This is a genomic window from Enterobacter sp. DN, assembly GCF_046054285.1.
In the GTDB taxonomy this organism is placed as follows: Bacteria; Pseudomonadota; Gammaproteobacteria; order Enterobacterales; family Enterobacteriaceae; genus Enterobacter; species Enterobacter hormaechei_C.
This window is the reverse complement of sequence record NZ_JBJJTG010000005.1, coordinates 144,613-162,619: the sequence shown is the minus strand read 5'-3', so window position 1 is coordinate 162,619 and position 18,007 is coordinate 144,613. Positions and strand designations below refer to the sequence as shown.

Below are 18,007 nucleotides of genomic sequence, written 5' to 3'. Positions count from 1 at the left end.
TAAAGGAGTAACGGTTTTATATACCGTTTGGTGATTTAGAAGCAGAAAAGGGAATAAGGGGTGCGGGAGAAATTGCCGGGTGGCGCTAACGCTAACCCGGCCTACGAATGGAGAGCGATTTACAGCGCCAGCAGGCGCTCAACGGACGGCGCAAAGTAGTAGCCGCCGGTCACGGGACGGGTGAAGCGCAGCATGGCGTCACGCTTGCCGTCGGTATCGCCAAACATGCTCAGCAGCTGCTGTTCGATGTTGTAGAGGCGTGCACAGTAAGCGCAGAAGTACAGGCCGTGCGTACCGCTCGCGGTGCCGTACGGCAGGCTCTGGCGAACAATCTTCAGCCCCTTACCGTCTTCTTTAAGGTCAACGCGGGTCAGGTGGGACGTGACCGGACGCGCATCGCCGTCAATCTCTTCATTGGCGTCTTTGGTGCGGCCAATCATCATCTCCTGGTCATGCACGCTCATGCGGTTAAGCTGCCTGAGGTTATGCTCCCAGCGCTGGACGAACACGTAGCTGCCGCCCGCGTCCACGCCATCCTTGATTACAGCCACCTCGCGACGCGTCTCTTCCCCGGCCGGGTTTTCGGTACCGTCGACGAAGCCGCTCAAATCGCGCTCTTCCACCCAGCGGAAACCGTGGATCTCTTCCTGCACGTCGATGCTGTCACCAAAGGCCTCAATCGCTGCCTGAGCGACGGAGAAATTCACGTCATGGCGCAGGGAGAGGATATGAATCAGGACGTCATACTGGGTGGCGGGCGCAAGACCTTTGCCATAAGGAATAAAGTCTTTCAGCTCTTCTGCGCCTTCGCCGCCGCTCAGCTGACGCCAGACGGTGTTGCCAAAGGCAACCACCGCGCCCAGATGGGCTTCGGGGAATTTGGCCTGAAAGGTGGCCAGTTTATCAACGAAAATTTTGCTGGCCGCGCGCAGGGCATCCACGTCCCCTTTGACGTTGGCTTCAATCCAAATCGCCGCGCGGCAATGTTCTGGCAAAATGCCACTCTGAACCTGAGACATCGCTCCTCCTGAAAAAAAGATGCCACGACAGCGTGGCATTGATGGCGGCTATTATACCTGGATTTCAGCGAGGCGGCTTGCTCAGGCGCAAATTACTGCTTCCAGATAATTTTGCTCACTTTCCACTTTTTCAGGGTGTCGTCAGAGGGCATTAACCCTTCCGGACCGTTCCAGGTGCCGCTGAATACATAGCTAATGTGCTGGCTGCCGTCGGCCTTACACTCGACCGCCACGCTATCATCCGACGGCACGCTGGCGCAGTGGCCAAACGCTTTCTGGTAGAGCTCGCCAAACGGCGTACCTACCTTCACGCCACCTGAGGTCGGGATCTCTTCATCCATCACCGCAATGCGGTTGACCGTACCTTTATCGCCGTTGATGACCATCGCCACCTTGTCGTCTTTCAACGCTTCGAAATAGCGCACGATGTTGCCGTTCTCGGTTTTCATGCCGCTGCGCAGGCGATAATCACTGCCGATGGCCTCCTGAATGGCATCCTGATCCAGCGCCGTCGAGGCGGTGATTTTGCCCACGCCCTGCTCGGTCACTTCCGTTGAGGAGCCAAACCAGTTCCACGGATAGGCCGCAGACCAGTTGATGGATGAGAGCGTGGAACAGCCGGTTAACGCCAGCGGGAGAGCGCATAAAAGTAAACGCAGCGATTTCATTGAGACGTCCTTACGTAATAAATCAACGCTTGTTGGAGTGCAGTATCGGCAAAAAGTGCCGTTTTAATCTGACTCTTGCGTAAAACAGGCGCGTAAACGGGGGTTCGTGACCAGCCACAGCAGCGCGACAATATCCGCCACCACCAGCGCAATCCCGATACCGGAAAGCGGCTCGCCGTACAGCCAGAGCACGGGCTGCCAGATCAGGAGCACAACCTGCGCCAGAATCAACAGCCAGCGAAGCGCGCGCCAGAAGCGCGGGAGGAACTGCCGCCGACCGCTGCACAGGAACGCCAGCACCGCCGGTACACCGGGCAGTAACCCCAGCCAGAACGCATCGTGATCGGGATAAAAGAGATTCAGTAGCGTATCGCCCTGCCCGCGTGACGCGCCAGCCATCACGAACAGCACCCAGGTGCGGGCCTGCAACAGCAGAACGCACCAGAATAAAAAAGGCAGACGCAGACGACCGTGAACATCATAGTCGCCAGGGTGGAACTCAGTACTCTTCATCTTCGATCAGGCGCTTACCCAGCGTCAGTACATCCGCGTGCTCGTAGCCCAGACGTTCATACATGCCCAGCACCACGTCGTTATCTTCCCGCACCATAATCTGGATTTTCGGGCAGCCACGGGCGATCAGTTTCTTTTCCAGACGGTTAAGCAGCGCGTTGGCGATGCCGCGCGCGCGATATTCCGGGTGCACGCCCAGATAGTAGGCCGACCCGCGGTGGCCGTCGTACCCGCCCATTACCGTCCCGACCACCTCGCCGTTGACCTCAGCGACCAGAAACAGACTGACGTCGTGATTCACCTTCCGTTCGATGTCCATTTCCGGATCGTTCCACGGACGCAGCAGATCGCAGCGCTCCCAAAGGGTGATCACCTCTTCGAAATCTTCCTGGCGAAAAACGCGTATCTCCATGGTATTAACCGCCTTTTCGGGTTTAAAAACAGTGATTATGGCGTGAACAGGGCATTTAGCCAATAACCGGGGAAAAACTCGCCAAAATTTGGCATAATGTCACTTTGTCACGTATTGAAATGAAAAGTAAAACAATTCTCAATAAGGAATGTCGTCACGCAAAACGCGATACGATATAACACCAGGACCCCAATTTTTACAATTCAGGCCGCATGAGCACATTCAAACCATTAAAAGCACTCACATCGCGTCGTCAGGTTCTCAAAGCGGGGCTGGCGGCCTTAACGTTAACAGGCATCGCAAAGCAGGCTCAGGCAAAAGAAGAGAGCTCGCTTAAAACCAGTAACGGACACAGCAAGCCGAAAACCAAAAAAGCCGGCGCAAAGCGTCTGGTCATGCTCGATCCGGGCCACGGCGGGATCGACACCGGCGCCATTGGCCGAAACGGGTCGAAAGAAAAACACGTCGTGCTGGCAATTGCAAAAAATGTGCGCGCAATTTTACGCAGCAACGGCATTGACGCCCGCCTGACGCGCACGGGCGACACGTTTATCCCGCTGTACGATCGCGTGGAAATTGCCCATAAGCACGGCGCCGACCTGTTTATGTCCATTCACGCGGATGGCTTCACAAACCCTTCCGCCGCAGGCGCATCGGTGTTCGCCCTCTCCAACCGTGGCGCCAGTAGCGCCATGGCGAAATACCTCTCCGATCGCGAAAACCGGGCGGATGAAGTGGCCGGGAAAAAAGCCACCGACAAAGACCATCTGTTGCAGCAGGTTCTGTTTGATCTCGTGCAGACCGATACCATCAAAAACAGCCTGACGCTCGGCTCGCATATCCTTAAACGGATTAAGCCCGTGCACCGTCTGCACAGTAAAAGCACCGAGCAGGCCGCGTTTGTGGTGCTGAAGTCCCCGTCCATTCCGTCCGTGCTGGTTGAAACCTCGTTCATTACCAACCCGGAAGAGGAGCGTTTACTCGGCACCACGGCGTTTCGTCAGAAGATCGCGAACGCTATCGCCTCCGGGGTCATCAGTTATTTCAACTGGTTCGATAATCAAAAAGCGCACTCCAGGAAACGTTGATGAAACCGAATGCACAGCTGGTCAAAACTTTCCTGATGCAGCTACAGGACGCGATTTGCCAGAAACTGGCCGCCGCAGACGGCGGTGAATTCCAGGAAGATGCCTGGCAGCGCGAAGCGGGCGGCGGCGGGCGCAGCCGCGTGCTGCGTAACGGTGGCATTTTTGAACAGGCCGGGGTCAACTTCTCCCACGTCCACGGTGATGCAATGCCGGCGTCCGCCACGGCGCATCGGCCTGAACTGGCGGGCCGCAGCTTCGAGGCGATGGGCGTCTCGCTGGTGGTGCATCCGCATAACCCGTTTGTGCCAACCAGCCACGCCAACGTGCGCTTTTTCATCGCGGAAAAACCGGGGGCCGATCCGGTCTGGTGGTTTGGCGGCGGTTTCGACTTAACGCCTTACTATGGCTTCGAAGAGGACGCCGTGCACTGGCACACCACCGCGCGCGACCTCTGCCTGCCGTTTGGCGAAGACGTTTACCCGAAATACAAAAAGTGGTGCGATGATTATTTCTATCTGAAGCATCGCGACGAGCAACGCGGCATCGGCGGGCTGTTCTTTGACGATCTCAACACGCCGGATTTTGATACCGCGTTCAGCTTTATGCGCGCAGTGGGTGAAGGCTTTACCGATGCCTATCTGCCGATTGTCGAACGCCGCAAAAACACCGACTACGGCGTTCGCGAGCGTGAGTTCCAGCTGTACCGCCGCGGGCGTTACGTGGAGTTTAACCTGGTATGGGATCGCGGGACGCTGTTTGGCCTGCAAACCGGTGGGCGCACGGAGTCCATTCTGATGTCGATGCCGCCGCTGGTGCGCTGGGAATACAGCTTTGAACCCAAAGAAGGCAGCCCGGAGGCTGCCTTGCGTGAGTTTATTCGGGTTCGGGACTGGGTGTAACTGCCGGATGACGCTGGGCTTATCCGGCCTACGAGTCCCGTAGGTCGGGTAAGCGAACGCGCCACCCGACATAAAGCGCTTACAGCGGCTGCGTCTGTGCCTCAACCACCGCCAGCGCTACCATGTTGACGATACGACGCACGGAGGCAATCGGCGTTAATACATGTACCGGTTTTGACACCCCCATCAGCACTGGCCCTACGGTCACCCCTTCAGAACTCGACACGCGCAGCAGGTTATAGCTGATACGCGCCGCTTCTACGTTCGGCATAATCAGCACGTTCGCGGAGCCTTTCAGCGGGCTGTCCGGCATACGTTCATTACGAATGCTCTCCACCAGCGCGGCGTCGCCGTGCATCTCGCCGTCGATCATCAGTTCCGGCGCACGCTCGCGCACCAGGTCCAGCGTCTGGCGCATTTTGCACGCCGCCGCGGATTTGGATGACCCGAAGTTAGAATGCGACAGCAGCGCCACTTTCGGCTCGATACCAAAGCGGCGCACGGTTTCCGCCGCCATCACGGTGATTTCCGCCAGTTCGTCCGGGGAAGGATCGTCGTTGACGTAGGTATCGGCGATAAAGGTGTTCCCGCTTGGCAGAAGCAGCGCGTTCATTGCGCCGGCAGTATGGACACCCTCGCGATAGCCGAAGATCTCCTGCACCACGCTGAAATGCTCATGGTACTCGCCGATGGTGCCGCAGATCAGCGCATCCGCCTCACCGCGGTGAACCATGATCGCGCCGATCACCGTGGTGTTGCTGATAACCGCCCGCTGCGCCTGCTCCTGGGTGATCCCGCGACGCTTCATGATCGAATAGTATTCGTTCCAGTACTCTTTGAAGCGCGGATCGGATTCGTTATTGACGATCTCAAAGTCGACGCCCGGCTTAATTTGCAGGCCCAGCTTCTGGATACGCATCTCGATCACGCTCGGACGACCAATCAGGATCGGTTTCGCCAGCCCTAAGGTGATCAGCTCCTGCGTGGCGTGCAGCACGCGCGCCTCTTCCCCTTCCGCCAGCACCACGCGCTTCGCGTCAGCGCGCGCCTGGGAGAAGATCGGCTTCATAAACAGGTTGGTTTTGTAGACGAACTCGGTGAGTTTATCGACGTAGGCATCGAAATCTTCAATCGGCCGCGTCGCCACGCCAGAGTCCATCGCCGCTTTGGCCACCGCTGGCGCGATCTTCACGATCAGACGCGGGTCAAATGGTTTAGGGATAATGTAGTCCGGGCCGAAGCTCAGATCCTGATCGCCGTAGGCGGAGGCCACCACTTCGCTCTGCTCGGCGTGCGCCAGCTCTGCGATAGCATGAACGGCGGCGAGCTTCATCTCTTCGTTGATTGCCGTAGCGCCGACGTCCAGCGCACCGCGGAAGATGAACGGGAAGCAGAGCACGTTGTTCACCTGGTTCGGGTAGTCCGAACGTCCGGTACAGATGATCGCGTCTTCACGCACTGCCTTCGCCAGCGGCGGCAGAATTTCCGGCTCCGGGTTCGCCAGGGCCAGGATCATTGGCGCACGCGCCATCTTCTGCACCATCTCCTGGGTCAGTACTTTCGGGCCTGAACAGCCGAGGAAAATGTCGGCACCTTCAATGACGTCTTCTAGCGTGCGCTTGCCGTCGTCTTCCACCGCATAGGCCGCCTTGGTTTCCGCCATGTTTGGCTCGCGGTCTTTATAAATCACGCCTTTGGAGTCGCAGACCACGATGTTGTGTTTCTGCATGCCCAGCGCCACCAGCAGGTTCATACAGGCGATGGCCGCGGCGCCAGCGCCGGAGACCACCATGCGCACGTCGGAGAGGTTTTTCTCCACCACACGCAGACCGTTCAGAATGGCGGCGGTACTGATAATCGCCGTGCCGTGCTGGTCGTCATGGAACACGGGAATGTTCATACGCTCGCGCAGCTTCTGCTCGATATAGAAACATTCCGGCGCTTTGATGTCTTCCAGATTGATGCCGCCGAAGGTCGGCTCCAGCGCCGCCACCACGTTGATGAATTTATCCGGGTCCAGTTCGTCCACTTCGATATCGAAGACGTCGATACCGGCAAATTTCTTAAACAGAACGCCCTTCCCTTCCATCACCGGCTTACCGGCCAGCGCGCCAATGTTCCCTAACCCCAGTACCGCCGTACCGTTAGAGATAACGGCCACCAGGTTGCCACGGGCGGTGTATTTGTACGCTGCCAGCGGATCTTTTTCGATTTCAAGGCACGGGGCAGCTACGCCTGGCGAGTAGGCCAGCGCCAGATCGCGCTGGGTCGCCAGCGGTTTGGTCGGGGATACCTGGATTTTACCCGGAACAGGAAACTCGTGAAAATCGAGAGCGCTTTGTTTTAACTGATCATCCATCTTGTTATTCCTTTCACGTTTCGGTCAAAAAGGGTGATGTTGACGTTCCTATGCACACCCTGGTGTGCCGCATAGTATCGCCGCAGGCAGGCTCCTAAACTTTGAAGGCTGCCAAACTCTCACCATTGCAGAATAAAAATTGTTATCAATTTATAACAGCCATGTTACCCGTCTCAGACAGCAATGCCTCCCCCGTCTGCTATGCTTTTTTGTTAAGTCCATCATGATTTTCTCAGAAGTGTGACCTGACGCACTCGACTAACTCTTTTATTTCCAAGGAGTAATTATGAACCAGCTAGACGGCATCAAACAATTTACCACCGTGGTTGCAGACAGCGGCGACATCGAATCGATTCGTCACTACCAGCCGGAAGACGCGACCACCAACCCCTCGTTGCTGCTCAAGGCGGCCGGTCTTGCGCACTTTAGTCATCTGATTGATGACGCCCTTGCCTACGGCAAAAAGCGCGGGAAAACGCAGGAGCAGCAGGTCGCCGAAGCCAGTGACAAGCTGGCGGTCAATATCGGTGCGGAAATTCTTAAAAGCATACCGGGACGCGTCTCCACCGAAGTGGATGCCCGCCTCTCATTCGACCAGGAAAAGAGCATTAGCAAGGCTCGCCGCCTGGTGGAACTCTACCAGGAGCAGGGGATCGATAAATCACGCATCCTGATCAAGCTTGCCTCCACCTGGGAAGGCATCCGCGCGGCGGAAGTGCTGGAGAAAGAGGGGATCAACTGTAACCTGACGCTGCTGTTCTCCTTCGCCCAGGCGCGTGCCTGCGCCGAAGCGGGCGTGTTCCTGATTTCACCGTTTGTCGGACGTATCTACGACTGGTATCAGGCGAAACAGCCGATGGATCCGTATGTGGTGGACGAAGATCCCGGCGTGAAATCGGTGCGTAATATCTACGATTATTACAAGCAGCACCGCTACGAGACCATCGTGATGGGGGCCAGCTTCCGCCGCACCGAGCAGATCCTCGCGCTCGCGGGCTGCGACCGGCTGACCATCTCCCCTGACCTGCTGAAAAAGCTTCAGGAGAGTGAAGAGACGGTGATCCGCAAGCTTGTGCCAACCTCTACCGTTCTGCCAAAACCAAAACCCATGACCGAAGCGGAATTCCGCTGGGAGCACAATCAGGACCCAATGGCCGTGGAAAAACTGGCGGACGGCATCCGTCAGTTCGCCGTCGACCAGCGCAAACTCGAAGATCTTCTCGCCGCCAAACTTTAACCTTGCCACGGAGTGAACTATGTCCCGTAAAGAGCTCGCCAACGCCATTCGCGCCCTCAGCATGGATGCCGTACAAAAAGCCAATTCCGGCCACCCTGGCGCCCCCATGGGTATGGCTGATATCGCCGAAGTGCTGTGGAACGACTTCCTGAAGCACAACCCTACCGATCCGACCTGGTACGACCGCGACCGTTTTATTCTTTCCAACGGGCACGCCTCGATGCTGCTCTACAGCCTGCTGCACCTTTCCGGCTACGATCTGCCGCTTGAGGAATTAAAAAACTTCCGCCAGCTGCACTCCAAAACGCCGGGCCACCCGGAGATCGGCTATACGCCGGGCGTTGAAACCACTACCGGCCCGCTGGGCCAGGGGCTGGCGAATGCGGTTGGCCTGGCGATTGCCGAACGTACGCTGGCCGCGCAGTTCAACCAGCCCGACCACGAGATTGTCGATCACTATACCTATGTCTTTATGGGCGACGGCTGTCTGATGGAGGGGATCTCTCACGAGGTCTGTTCTCTGGCGGGCACCCTGGGGCTGGGCAAGCTGATTGGCTTCTACGATCACAACGGCATCTCCATTGACGGGGAAACCGAGGGCTGGTTTACCGACGACACGGCGAAACGCTTTGAAGCCTATCACTGGCACGTGGTGCACGAGATCGACGGTCACAATCCTGAGGCGGTGAAAAAAGCGATTCAGGAAGCGCAGAGCGTGAAGGACAAACCGTCCCTGATCATCTGCCGCACCACCATCGGCTTCGGCTCGCCGAACAAAGCGGGCAAAGAGGAGGCGCACGGCGCGGCGCTGGGTGAAGAGGAAGTGGCGCTGACCCGCCAGAAACTGGGCTGGAAACACCCGGCCTTTGAGATCCCAAAAGAGATCTACAAGGCCTGGGATGCTCGCGAAACAGGTGAAAAAGCGCAGCAGGCCTGGAACGAGAAGTTTGCCGCCTACAAAAAAGCGTATCCGGAGCTGGCGGCTGAGTTTACCCGCCGCATGAGCGGCGGCCTGCCGGAAGACTGGGAAGAGAAAACCCAGGCGCTGATTGAAAACCTGCAATCCAACCCGGCGAAAATTGCCACCCGTAAGGCATCACAAAACACCCTTAACGCGATTGGCCCAATCCTGCCCGAACTGCTGGGCGGCTCGGCGGATCTGGCGCCAAGTAACCTTACCATCTGGTCCGGCTCTAAATCCCTGAAGGAGGACATTGCCGGGAACTACATCCACTACGGCGTGCGCGAGTTCGGGATGACCGCCATTGCCAACGGCATCGCCCACCATGGCGGCTTCGTGCCGTACACCGCCACCTTCCTGATGTTTGTCGAATATGCCCGTAACGCGGCGCGTATGGCGGCCCTGATGAAGGCGCGGCAAATCATGGTGTACACCCACGACTCTATCGGGCTGGGTGAAGATGGGCCGACGCACCAGGCGGTAGAGCAGCTGGCGAGCCTGCGCTTAACGCCAAACTTCAGCACCTGGCGTCCTTGCGATCAGGTGGAAGCGGCAGTGGGCTGGAAGCTGGCCGTAGAGCGTCATAACGGACCCACGGCGCTGATCCTGTCGCGCCAGAACCTGGCGCAGATCGAGCGCACGCCGGAGCAGGTGAAAAATATCGCCCGCGGCGGGTACATCCTGAAAGACAGCGGCGGCAAGCCAGACGTGATCCTGATCGCCACCGGTTCCGAGGTGGAAATCACGGTAAAAGCGGCGGAGAAACTGACCGCCGAGGGTCACGCGGTGCGCGTGGTTTCACTCCCTTCAACGGATATCTTTGATGCTCAGGATGAGGCGTACCGCGAATCGGTGCTGCCTTCAAACGTCGCGGCGCGCGTGGCGGTTGAAGCTGGCATTGCCGACTACTGGTACAAATACGTGGGCCTGAAAGGGGCAATTGTCGGGATGCATGGTTACGGTGAATCCGCCCCGGCCGACAAGCTGTTCCCATATTTCGGCTTTACCGTTGAGAACGTGGTGGAGAAGGCGCTAAGCGTGCTGTAGTGCTTTTGCCGGGTGACGCTGTCGTTTACCCGGCCTGCGGTTCGAGGCTTTGTAGGCCGGGTAAGGCGTAGCCGCCACCCGGCTTTTTCACACCACTCTTACCCCTGCCGCCATCACCCGCTCCGGCGTTAATAACACACTTTCTCGGGCGTCATCGGTTTCCGCGCAGAGCAACATGCATTCAGATGTTTCACCGCGCATTTTAGCCTTTGCCAGGTTACACAACACCACCACCGTTTTGCCCATCAGCTCCTCTTCCCGGTAATACGGCACCAGGCTGGTGACGGTTTGCAACGTTCTGTCTCCCACCTCTATCTGCGCAATATAGAGCTTGTCCGCATTGGCGTGACGTTTAACGTCAACAATCTTCCCCACGCGGATCTCGAGCTTTGCAAAATCATCGTACGCTACCGTTTCCACTTTTGCCTCCCTGGTAAAATTTTACTAAATACTAACACGGTAACTGGCGAGAGCAACAGGGATGTTATTTACTAAAAATTAATGCATGTCCGAACGTATCCTTTACAATAAGCTATCTCGTGGGGAATAAGGACAAACATGGCAACGCTGAAAGACATCGCGACGGAAGCTGGCGTCTCGCTGGCAACGGTATCCCGGGTTTTAAACGATGACCCGACGCTGAATGTGAAAGAAGAGACGAAACACCGCATTCTGGAGATTGCCGAGAAGCTGGAATACAAAAGCACGACCTCTCGTAAAATGCAGTCTGTCGCTGCCGGTCAGCAACATATTCTGGCGCTCTACAGCTACCAGCAGGAACTGGAGATCAACGACCCTTACTATCTTGCCATTCGCCACGGCATAGAGACGCAGTGCGAAAAACTGGGGGTCGAACTGAGTAACTGCTACGCTAATGCCACCCTGCCGGAGCTGAAAAAGCTCACCGGGGTGTTGATTGTAGGCAAACCCTCCCCTGCGCTTCGACGTGCGGCAATGTCGTTGACCGACAACGTCTGTTTTATCGACTTTCACGAGCCAGGCAGCGAGTACGATTCTGTCGATATTGACCTTTCGCGCATCAGCAAGCAGATCGTGGATTTCTTTATTGCTCAGGGAGTTAAGCGGATTGGCTTTATCGGCGGCGAAGATGAGCCAGGCAAGGCTGATATTCGGGAAGCCGCCTTCGTGGAGTACGGGCTTCTGAAAGGGGTGGTATCGGAACAGGACATCTGGCGCGGCGGTTTTTCCAGCTCGTCCGGTTATGAACTGGCAAAAATCATGCTGGCACAACAGTGCTGGCCTTCCGCCTTGTTCGTGGCCTCCGATTCCATCGCCATCGGGGTGTTACGCGCCATCCACGAAAAAGGGCTGGCGATCCCGGAAGATATTTCACTGATCAGCGTGAACGACATTCCAACCGCCCGCTTTACCTTCCCGCCTCTTTCCACCGTGCGCATTCACTCTGAAATGATGGGCAGCCAGGGCGTTAATCTGCTGCTGGAAAAGGCCCGCGATGGCCGCGCGCTACCGCTTCAGGTCTTTGTCCCGAGCGTACTGAAGCTGCGCGGCACCACCCGCTGATTTCCACCTGTTAACTCTCCCGCCGGGCACGCCCGGCTTTTTTAATTTCGTGATCGAGTTAAAGCAAATCGGTTTTACTGATTTTATTTAGTAAAATATTTACCAAAATCTCCAGCAATGATGTTTTACCCCTACAGGGAGATCACATGAATCGCTGGGAAAATATTCAACTCACGCATGAAAACCGGCTCCCGCCACGTGCGTACTTCTTCTCTTATGACACCGTTTCCCGGGCACGCACGTTTGCGCGTGAAGCCAGCAGCCACTTTCTGTCGCTAAGCGGAAAGTGGAACTTTCGCTTCTTCACGAACCCGCTGCTTGTCCCGGAAAACTTTACCTCAGAATACATGGCCGACTGGGGCGATATTACCGTGCCGGGCATGTGGCAGATGGAAGGTCACGGCCAGTTGCAGTACACCGACGAAGGCTTTCCTTTCCCGGTGGACGTACCATGGGTGCCGTCAGACAACCCGACCGGGGCATACCAGCGCTGGTTTACGCTTTCTGAAAGCTGGCAAGAGAAACAGACCCTTATCAAGTTTGACGGCGTCGAAACCTATTTCGAAGTCTACGTGAATGGCCGCTATATAGGCTTTAGCAAAGGCAGCCGACTGTCTGCCGAGTTTGATATCAGCGATGCGGTACACAGCGGGCAAAACCTGTTGTGCGTACGGGTTATGCAGTGGGCAGATTCCACCTACATTGAGGATCAGGACATGTGGTGGACGGCGGGGATATTCCGCGACGTCTACCTGCTGGGAAAATCACTCACACATGTCCGCGATTTCACGGTTAAAACCACCTTTGACGAGGCATACCGGGACGCCACCCTCTTCTGTCAGCTTGAGCTGGAAAACCTTGCTGCACGCCCTGGCTGTGTTCAACTGGATTATACCCTGTACGACGGCGAGACAGTGCTGCACAAGGGAACAACCGACAACCTGACCGTCAGCGAGCGTGCGGAAACCGCCTTCAGCATTGAGGTGAGGCAACCCCGCCAGTGGTCCGCTGAATCGCCGGATCTTTATCATCTGGTCATGACTTTAAAAGATAACCATGGCCAGACGCTGGAAATCATCCCGCAGCGCATCGGGTTTCGGGATATCAAGGTGAAAGACGGCCTGTTCTACGTTAACAACCGTTATCTGAAGCTGCACGGCGTCAATCGTCATGACAACGATCATCTGAGGGGCCGCGCGGTGGGGATGGATCGCGCGGAGCGCGACCTGATCCTGATGAAGCAGCACAATATCAACTCGGTACGTACCGCCCACTACCCGAACGACCCGCGCTTTTACGAGCTTTGCGACCTGTACGGCCTGTTTGTAATGGCTGAAACGGATGTGGAGTCTCACGGCTTCGCCAACGTCGGCGACCTGAGCCGCATTACGGACGATCCGGTGTGGGAGCCGGTCTACGTTGAGCGCATCGAACGCCATATTCACGCGCAGAAAAATCATCCGTCGATCATCATCTGGTCGCTCGGAAACGAGTCCGGCTACGGCTGTAACATCCGCGCGATGGCCCGTGCGGCAAAAGCGCTGGATGATACTCGCCTGCTTCACTACGAAGAAGATCGCGACGCCGAGGTGGTGGACATTATCTCCACCATGTATACCCGCGTACCGCTGATGAATCTGTTTGGCGAATACCCGCACGCCAAACCGCGCATTATCTGCGAATACGCCCATGCGATGGGCAACGGTCCCGGCGGGTTGACCGAGTATCAGAACGTGTTCGATCGCCACGACTGCATTCAGGGGCATTATGTCTGGGAGTGGTGCGACCACGGTATTCAGAAAACAGACGCCAGCGGCAATATCTGGTACGCCTATGGCGGCGACTTCGGTGATTACCCCAATAATTACAACTTCTGCCTCGACGGGCTGATCTACTCCGATCAAACGCCCGGGCAAGGTTTGCGTGAGTACAAGCAGGTTATCGCCCCGGTCAAACTGCGCTGGCAAAACGGTGAGCTGCACGTTGATAACCGCTTATGGTTCACCAGCCTGGATGATTACACCCTGCTCACGGAGGTGCGTGCGGAAGGTGAAACGCTGCACAGCGAGCCACTGAACATCACCGGGTTGGCCCCCAACAGCTCCCGCAGCGTCAGCCTGCACGTGCCGGAACTGGACGAGCGCGAAGCATTCCTGACTGTACGTATTATCAAAAACAGTCCCACGCGCTACAGCGAGGTCGGGCACGAGATCGCGGTGTATCAGTTCCCGTTAAAAGGCCGCACGGCACGCCCGACACCGTTTATCAACACCAGTGCCACTCCGCTGCGTCTGGAGGAAGATCGCCTGAGCTGCACCGTGACCGGGCATAACTTCCGCGCGACCTTCTCTAAAGTATCGGGAAAACTCAGCGCCTGGCAGGTGAACGGTGAGGAATACCTTACCCGTGAGCCGAAGATTAACTTCTTCAAGCCCATGATTGATAACCATAAGCAGGAGTATGAAGGGCTGTGGCAGCCGTATCATTTCCTGATCATGCAGGAGCATCTGCGTGGTTTCGAGGTTGAGCAGCATAACGATGCGATCATCGTCACCACCCGTACCCTGATTGCCCCGCCAGTGTTTGATTTTGGCATGCGCTGTACCTATCGCTGGCGCATCGCCGCCGACGGGCAGATCAACGTTGAGCTATGCGGTGAGCGCTACGGCGAGTACCCACACATCATTCCGTGCATCGGCTTTACGCTTGGCATCAACGGCGGTTTCGATCAGGTGAGCTACTACGGGCGAGGGCCGGGTGAAAACTATCCGGACAGCCAGCAGGCCAGCACCATCGACCTGTGGCACACCACGGTTGATAAGATGTTTGAAAATTATCCGTTCCCGCAAAACAACGGCAACCGTCAGCAGGTGCGCTGGGCCTCCCTCGCGGATCGTCATGGCAGCGGCGTGCTGGTCGTACCGCAACAGCCTCTCCACTTCAGCGCCTGGCACTACACGGCTGAGAACATTCACGCCGCACAGCACTGCAACGAACTGCGCCGCTGCGATGACATCACGCTTAATCTTGACCACCAGGTGCTGGGCTTAGGCTCCAATTCCTGGGGAAGTGAGGTACTGGAGAGCTGGCGCGTCTGGTTCAGTCCGTTCCGCTACGGCTTCACATTGCTCCCGCTCAATGGCGGCCGCATCGCCTCGATGGCGCTGGCACGCCAGCAATTCGGCACCGGTTTCTTCTCCATGGATTTGCACAGCGAGGCAGACAAATGATCGTTCTTGAGAGCCTGGAACAGTTTCAACAGCATTACCGCACGGGTCGCAAATGGCAGCGCTGCTCAGAAGCCATTAACAATATCGATAATATCTCGCCCGGCGTAGCCCATTCGATTGGCGATTCGCTGGCCTACCGTGTGACCAATGATGCCAGCACCGACGCGCTGTTTGTCGGGCATCGCCGCTATTTCGAGGTGCATTACTACCTTCAGGGCGCGCAGAAAATTGAATATGCCGCCAAAGATGCGCTTCAGACAGTGGAGTGCTACCGCGATGAGACCGATCGAGAATACCTGAAAGGCGTGGGTACCACCGAACAGGTGCGCGAGGGGCAGATCGTAATTTGTGAGAACCATGAGGCGTATCGCTTTATCAGCGAGGAGCCGGTCAAAAAAGTCATTCTCAATGTGACCATCGAAGACGGTTATTTCCATAACAAATAAAAAACGAGCGGTGCCAATGAAGCACCGCTAGCCTCTTACCCGGAGAAACGTTATGTCTGAAACCACCAAACGCAATACCATCGGCAAATTCGGCCTGCTGTCGCTGACCTTTGCCGCCGTGTTTAGTTTTAACAACGTGATCAATAATAATATCGAACTCGGACTTGCCTCCGCGCCGATGTTCTTTTTAGCAACCCTGTTCTATTTTATCCCGTTCTGCTTAATTATCGCTGAGTTTGTCTCGTTGAATAAAAACTCAGAAGCTGGAGTTTATGCCTGGGTAAAAAGTTCACTCGGCGGGCGCTGGGCATTTATTACCGCTTATACATACTGGTTCGTGAATTTATTCTTCTTCACCTCGTTATTACCGCGCGTCATTGCCTATGCCTCTTATGCCTTTCTTGGCTATGAGTACATTCTCACACCATTTGCCACAACGGTGCTAAGTATGATGCTGTTCGCCTTCTCAACGTGGGTCTCCACCAACGGGGCGAAGATGCTGGGGCCAATTACGTCTGTAACCTCCACGCTGATGCTGCTGCTGACGCTCTCTTACATTCTGCTGGCGGGCGCGGCGCTAATGGGTGGGGTGCAGCCCGCTGATCCGATTACCGTCGACGCGATGATCCCGCATTTTAACTGGGCATTCCTCGGCATTACCACCTGGATATTTATGGCTGCCGGGGGCGCGGAATCCGTCGCGGTGTACGTAAACGATGTGAAAGGCGGTTCGAAATCTTTCGTTAAAGTGATCATCCTGGCGGGGATCTTTATCGGCGTGCTGTACTCCATCTCCTCGGTACTAATCAACGTCTTTATCAGCAGCAAAGCGTTGAAGTTTACCGGGGGTTCGGTGCAGGTGTTCCACGGTCTGGCGGTGTGGTTTGGCCTGCCGGAAGTGTTGATGAACCGTTTCGTCGGTCTGGTTTCCTTTACCGCCATGTTCGGCTCCCTGCTGATGTGGACGGCGACGCCGGTCAAAATCTTTTTCTCGGAGATCCCGACCGGCATTTTTGGTCCGAAAACTGTGGCGCTGAACGAAAACGGCGTACCGGCGCGCGCGGCCTGGATCCAGTATTTGATTGTGATCCCACTGATGATTATCCCGTCCATGGGCTCCAGTACCGCGCAGGAGCTGATGAACACCGTCATCAATATGACCGCTGCGGCCTCCATGTTACCGCCGCTGTTTATTATGCTGGCCTACCTCAACCTGCGTCGTAAGCTCGATCACCTGCCGCGCGATTTCAGGATGGGTTCACGAACCACGGGTATAACCATAGTGTCGATGCTGATTGTTATTTTCGCCATTGGTTTTGTGGCATCCACTTTCCCTACCGGTGCCAATATTCTGACCATTATTTTCTATAACGTCGGTGGCATTGTTTTATTCCTCGGATTTGCCTGGTGGAAATACAGCAAATACGTAAACGGATTATCAAAAGAACAACAAAAAATTGAAGCATCACCTGCCTCGAATATTAACTGAAATAAAAGGCATGGATTTTATCTCATTGGGATGAGTTTATGAAAATTAAACAAAAAACATTTTGGGCACTCGCTGCCCTCTCTTTCTGCTGCCCTGCTATTGCCGCAGAAGATGCCCGGCCCGCTGAACATGACGACACCAAAACACCGACAATAGCCTCCCCGTCATTTCGTTTTTATGGCGAGATGGGCGTCGGTGGGTATATGGATTTAGAAGGTCAGGATAAACATAAATACAGCGACGGCACTTATATTGAGGGCGGTCTGGAGATGAAACAGGGGAACTGGTTCGGCCTGATTTACGGCGAAGGCTGGACCGTACAGGCGGATCATCAGGGCAACGCCTGGGTGCCCGATCACAGCTGGGGCGGGTTTGAAGGTGGGATTAACCGCTTCTACGGCGGTTACAAAACCGATAACAGCACCGAGATCATGCTCAGCCTGCGCCAGGACTCGTCTCTCGATGACCTGCAATGGTGGGGCGATTTTACGCCGGATCTGGGTTATGTGATCCCCAACACCCGCGACATCTTGTACGCACTAAAGGTGCAAAACCTCTCCGGCAACCTGCGCTATAGCGTCACCGCCACGCCAGCGGGTCACCATGACGAAAGCAAGGCCTGGCTGCACTTCGGCAAATACGATCGTTATGACGACAAATATACCTATCCGGCAATGGCGAATGGCTATATTCAGTACGACATCATGAAAGATGTCACCTGGATGAACGGTCTTGAAATTACCGACGGTACAGGCCAGCTCTTTTTAACAGGCGTTTTGACACCCAACCTGGCGGCACGCGCGTGGCATCATACCGGACGGGCAGATGGACAGAACGTCTCCGGCACGGAGAGCGGATTTATGGTCAGCGCCATGGTGGAAGCCCTGAAAGGCGTTTATCTCTCCACTGCTTACAGCTACGCGAAACATCGTCCGGACGATTCGGCTGAAGAAACTACCTCGTTTATGCAGTTCGGGATCTGGTACGAGTACGGCGGCGGGCGTTTTGCCACCGCTGCCGACAGCCGCTTCTATATGAAAAATGCCTCCGGCGACCCGAGCGATCAGGTCTTCCTGATGCAATACTTCTACTGGTAA

The 18,007-nt window shown here is 56.0% G+C and carries 15 protein-coding genes; 9 read left to right on the top strand and 6 right to left on the bottom strand.

What is annotated here, in order from left to right:
* Positions 1 to 119: 119 nt before the first annotated feature.
* The 4 genes from ACJTMZ_RS13895 to ACJTMZ_RS13880 form a co-directional block, all read right to left on the bottom strand.
* On the bottom strand, positions 120 to 1,019 hold the full coding sequence (locus tag ACJTMZ_RS13895) for a Dyp-type peroxidase (RefSeq protein WP_017383480.1): 900 nt from the start codon (positions 1,017 to 1,019) through the stop codon (positions 120 to 122).
* Between the two features lie 92 nt (positions 1,020 to 1,111).
* Positions 1,112 to 1,687 (bottom strand): RpoE-regulated lipoprotein, encoded by a 576-nt coding sequence (locus ACJTMZ_RS13890; protein ID WP_015572220.1) that lies wholly within the window; start codon positions 1,685 to 1,687, stop codon positions 1,112 to 1,114.
* A gap of 63 nt (positions 1,688 to 1,750) precedes the next feature.
* Positions 1,751 to 2,200 (bottom strand): DUF2919 domain-containing protein, encoded by a 450-nt coding sequence (locus ACJTMZ_RS13885; RefSeq protein WP_023304181.1) that lies wholly within the window; start codon positions 2,198 to 2,200, stop codon positions 1,751 to 1,753.
* Positions 2,187 to 2,612 (bottom strand): GNAT family acetyltransferase, encoded by a 426-nt coding sequence (locus ACJTMZ_RS13880; protein ID WP_003861292.1) that lies wholly within the window; start codon positions 2,610 to 2,612, stop codon positions 2,187 to 2,189. Before ACJTMZ_RS13880 ends, ACJTMZ_RS13885 begins: the two co-directional genes overlap by 14 nt.
* A 212-nt stretch (positions 2,613 to 2,824) precedes the next feature.
* Between ACJTMZ_RS13880 and amiA the strand changes: the two genes are divergently transcribed.
* Together amiA and hemF are read left to right on the top strand one after the other, a co-directional pair.
* A complete protein-coding gene (gene amiA / locus ACJTMZ_RS13875; RefSeq protein ID WP_015572219.1) occupies positions 2,825 to 3,700 on the top strand; it encodes an N-acetylmuramoyl-L-alanine amidase AmiA in 876 nt (291 codons plus the stop codon).
* On the top strand, positions 3,700 to 4,599 hold the full coding sequence (hemF, locus tag ACJTMZ_RS13870; RefSeq protein ID WP_032102767.1) for an oxygen-dependent coproporphyrinogen oxidase: 900 nt from the start codon (positions 3,700 to 3,702) through the stop codon (positions 4,597 to 4,599). Before amiA ends, hemF begins: the two co-directional genes overlap by 1 nt.
* 79 nt (positions 4,600 to 4,678) lie before the next feature.
* Here hemF and maeB read toward each other — a convergent pair whose 3' ends face one another.
* Positions 4,679 to 6,958 carry an NADP-dependent oxaloacetate-decarboxylating malate dehydrogenase gene (maeB, locus tag ACJTMZ_RS13865; RefSeq protein ID WP_023295115.1) on the bottom strand — a complete coding sequence of 760 codons (2,280 nt, stop codon included), beginning with the start codon at positions 6,956 to 6,958 and terminating at the stop codon, positions 4,679 to 4,681.
* A 286-nt stretch (positions 6,959 to 7,244) separates the two neighbouring features.
* On the opposite strand from maeB, the gene tal reads away from it, so the two are divergent.
* Both tal and tkt read left to right on the top strand, forming a co-directional pair.
* The gene (gene tal, locus ACJTMZ_RS13860; protein ID WP_047719307.1) at positions 7,245 to 8,195 is read left to right on the top strand and encodes a transaldolase; all 951 of its coding nucleotides are present in this window, start codon (positions 7,245 to 7,247) and stop codon (positions 8,193 to 8,195) included.
* Positions 8,196 to 8,214: 19 nt separating this feature from the next.
* On the top strand, positions 8,215 to 10,203 hold the full coding sequence (gene tkt / locus ACJTMZ_RS13855; protein ID WP_045337828.1) for a transketolase: 1,989 nt from the start codon (positions 8,215 to 8,217) through the stop codon (positions 10,201 to 10,203).
* A gap of 87 nt (positions 10,204 to 10,290) precedes the next feature.
* Here tkt and ACJTMZ_RS13850 read toward each other — a convergent pair whose 3' ends face one another.
* Positions 10,291 to 10,623: a tRNA-binding protein gene (locus ACJTMZ_RS13850; RefSeq protein ID WP_017383485.1), complete on the bottom strand. Its 333-nt coding sequence runs from the start codon at positions 10,621 to 10,623 to the stop codon at positions 10,291 to 10,293.
* Between the two features lie 138 nt (positions 10,624 to 10,761).
* Between ACJTMZ_RS13850 and ebgR the strand changes: the two genes are divergently transcribed.
* From ebgR to ygjJ, 5 genes are all read left to right on the top strand, one after another.
* Positions 10,762 to 11,745 carry a transcriptional regulator EbgR gene (gene ebgR, locus ACJTMZ_RS13845; protein WP_015572215.1) on the top strand — a complete coding sequence of 328 codons (984 nt, stop codon included), beginning with the start codon at positions 10,762 to 10,764 and terminating at the stop codon, positions 11,743 to 11,745.
* Between the two features lie 146 nt (positions 11,746 to 11,891).
* Positions 11,892 to 14,975 carry a beta-galactosidase subunit alpha gene (gene ebgA / locus ACJTMZ_RS13840; RefSeq protein ID WP_252010722.1) on the top strand — a complete coding sequence of 1,028 codons (3,084 nt, stop codon included), beginning with the start codon at positions 11,892 to 11,894 and terminating at the stop codon, positions 14,973 to 14,975.
* Complete coding sequence (locus ACJTMZ_RS13835) at positions 14,972 to 15,421, top strand: beta-galactosidase subunit beta (protein ID WP_015572213.1); 450 nt, start codon at positions 14,972 to 14,974, stop codon at positions 15,419 to 15,421. Before ebgA ends, ACJTMZ_RS13835 begins: the two co-directional genes overlap by 4 nt.
* Before the next feature lie 52 nt (positions 15,422 to 15,473).
* Complete coding sequence (locus tag ACJTMZ_RS13830; protein ID WP_252010723.1) at positions 15,474 to 16,910, top strand: amino acid permease; 1,437 nt, start codon at positions 15,474 to 15,476, stop codon at positions 16,908 to 16,910.
* Between the two features lie 38 nt (positions 16,911 to 16,948).
* Positions 16,949 to 18,007, top strand: coding sequence for a protein YgjJ (gene ygjJ, locus ACJTMZ_RS13825; protein WP_252010724.1), 1,059 nt, complete (start codon positions 16,949 to 16,951; stop codon positions 18,005 to 18,007).

Excerpts from the sequence above, each read along its gene's own strand:
- ACJTMZ_RS13895 (WP_017383480.1), bottom strand. The coding sequence starts at position 1,019 with ATGTCTCAGGTTCAGAGTGGCATTTTGCCAGAACATTGCCGCGCGGCG.
- ACJTMZ_RS13890 (WP_015572220.1), bottom strand. The coding sequence starts at position 1,687 with ATGAAATCGCTGCGTTTACTTTTATGCGCTCTCCCGCTGGCGTTAACC.
- ACJTMZ_RS13885 (WP_023304181.1), bottom strand. The coding sequence starts at position 2,200 with ATGAAGAGTACTGAGTTCCACCCTGGCGACTATGATGTTCACGGTCGT.
- ACJTMZ_RS13880 (WP_003861292.1), bottom strand. The coding sequence starts at position 2,612 with ATGGAGATACGCGTTTTTCGCCAGGAAGATTTCGAAGAGGTGATCACC.
- amiA (WP_015572219.1), top strand. The coding sequence starts at position 2,825 with ATGAGCACATTCAAACCATTAAAAGCACTCACATCGCGTCGTCAGGTT.
- hemF (WP_032102767.1), top strand. The coding sequence starts at position 3,700 with ATGAAACCGAATGCACAGCTGGTCAAAACTTTCCTGATGCAGCTACAG.
- maeB (WP_023295115.1), bottom strand. The coding sequence starts at position 6,958 with ATGGATGATCAGTTAAAACAAAGCGCTCTCGATTTTCACGAGTTTCCT.
- tal (WP_047719307.1), top strand. The coding sequence starts at position 7,245 with ATGAACCAGCTAGACGGCATCAAACAATTTACCACCGTGGTTGCAGAC.
- tkt (WP_045337828.1), top strand. The coding sequence starts at position 8,215 with ATGTCCCGTAAAGAGCTCGCCAACGCCATTCGCGCCCTCAGCATGGAT.
- ebgR (WP_015572215.1), top strand. The coding sequence starts at position 10,762 with ATGGCAACGCTGAAAGACATCGCGACGGAAGCTGGCGTCTCGCTGGCA.
- ebgA (WP_252010722.1), top strand. The coding sequence starts at position 11,892 with ATGAATCGCTGGGAAAATATTCAACTCACGCATGAAAACCGGCTCCCG.
- ACJTMZ_RS13835 (WP_015572213.1), top strand. The coding sequence starts at position 14,972 with ATGATCGTTCTTGAGAGCCTGGAACAGTTTCAACAGCATTACCGCACG.
- ACJTMZ_RS13830 (WP_252010723.1), top strand. The coding sequence starts at position 15,474 with ATGTCTGAAACCACCAAACGCAATACCATCGGCAAATTCGGCCTGCTG.
- ygjJ (WP_252010724.1), top strand. The coding sequence starts at position 16,949 with ATGAAAATTAAACAAAAAACATTTTGGGCACTCGCTGCCCTCTCTTTC.